This window comes from uncultured Campylobacter sp., from assembly GCF_937997465.1.
Classification (GTDB): Bacteria; Campylobacterota; Campylobacteria; order Campylobacterales; family Campylobacteraceae; genus Campylobacter_A.
In genome coordinates this window covers 1-1599 of sequence record NZ_CALKTQ010000304.1, presented here as the reverse complement: position 1 = coordinate 1599, position 1599 = coordinate 1, and the positions used below count along the sequence as shown (strand labels likewise).

Annotated in this window: 2 protein-coding genes and 1 pseudogene; 2 read left to right on the top strand and 1 reads right to left on the bottom strand. The window is 39.9% G+C overall.

Features of this window, described 5'->3' with window-relative positions; genetic code table 11:
- The coding region (locus tag Q0546_RS10325) for a HAMP domain-containing sensor histidine kinase (RefSeq protein ID WP_298792782.1) at positions 1 to 972 on the top strand (972 nt) is incomplete at its 5' end.
- 84 nt (positions 973 to 1056) lie between these two features.
- Here Q0546_RS10325 and Q0546_RS10320 read toward each other — a convergent pair.
- Positions 1057 to 1137 (bottom strand): annotated as a pseudogene (locus Q0546_RS10320) (IS1595 family transposase); the annotation flags it as partial.
- 152 nt (positions 1138 to 1289) lie between these two features.
- Here Q0546_RS10320 and Q0546_RS10315 point away from each other — a divergent pair.
- Positions 1290 to 1599, top strand: a 310-nt coding sequence (locus tag Q0546_RS10315) for a DUF262 domain-containing protein (RefSeq protein ID WP_298792780.1), incomplete at its 3' end; no start/stop codon positions are given.

The following is a 1599-nucleotide window of genomic DNA, read 5'->3' as shown; positions in this document are numbered from 1 at the left end:
AAAGGCAAGAAAGTCTGGATCAGAGGTGTCATAAATGCGGAGAGATTTTTCAAAAAAGAGGGGCTATTTTTGCTGGCCCTTGGCGTCTTTGTTCCGGTTTTATTTGCCTTTGTGCTTTATGGTGGTCACAAAACGATAAAAAATGCCCTAAAACCAGTCGCCACGATATCTAAAACAGCCCTTGATATAGGCAAAAGCCGGGACTTTTCAAAGCGTATCGAGCTACCCGCTGGCAAGGACGAGCTGCATGCGCTTGCGGGCATGTTTAATTCGATGCTCGATTCTCTCGAAAAGGTCTATCGAAACGAAAAACAGCTCACCTCAGACGTCTCGCATGAGCTACGAACTCCCCTATCAGTCATCATGGCAGAGAGCGACTACGCCGCGAGCTACGCACAAAATTTAGACGAAGCCAAGGAGTCGCTAGAGGTCATCTCAAAGCAGTCAAAAAGGATCGCCTCGCTGATAGATCAAATTTTGGAGCTCTCAAGGCTAGAATCAGGCAGAAATTTAACCTTAAAACACATAAATTTAAGCGATATACTGCAAAATTTAGCCACCGACTATGAAAAACTAGCAAGCGCCAAAGGAGTTAAATTTAGCTGTGAGATCGCCGCAGATGTTGAAATTTTAGGCGATGAGCTGATGATATCAAGGCTGGCTGATAACTTTTTAAGCAACGCGCTAAAATTTACTGCAAACAAGATCGAGCTAGGCTTAAGCGCAACCAAAACGCACGCGCTACTATCCGTAAAAGATGATGGTAACGGAATTTCTCAAAAAGATATTGAGCTAATCTGGAATAAATTTTACCAAGCCGAGGGCTCAAGAAATAAAAGCTTAAACGCAGGCAGCGGCCTTGGGCTAGCCATCGCGGCAAATATCGCCAAAATCCACGGCGCAAAGCTCAGAGTAAAGAGCGAAGCCGGCGCTGGAAGCGAATTCTGGGCGGAATTTGAGCTTGCAAGATAAAATTTAGACTTCGGAAACTTTTCATATCTCTAGAGGCGTATACGACAATTTAAACGATAAAAAACTTGCTAGAAAAAATTAGGCTCAATTAAACTTAAGCGGATTTTTTCTTATCAATTTTAATAGTTTCTGATATAAGTTTTCCTGTGTAGTTTGAGTATTATATAAACTCTACTTCGCTACGCTCGTTACTTTTCAAGAACATAGTTCTCATCGTAACTTACTGCTCCTTTGTGTGAGCTTAAGTTAAAGAGAGTATTTTTTAACTAAACTTTGATAAGTACTGCACTATAATGCAAAAATTTGAAAGGATGAGCATGAAGGCAAATATTGTAAAAATATCTAAAATCTATAATAAAAAACTCAAAATCCCGGACTATCAACGTCCGTATACCTGGAGTACCAAATCGGCTATTGCGCTTTTTAATGATATTTTTAGAGAATACAAAAACAACAAAAACGATTACCGCATAGGCTCTACCATACTACACTTTGAGTGCAATAGTGGGCTCAAAAATTATAATATTGTCGATGGACAACAACGTCTCACTACGCTTACAATACTACTAAATTTACTAGGACAAAAAGAAAAATTGCCGTTACTAGAGCAAATTTTCAATCCTCTCT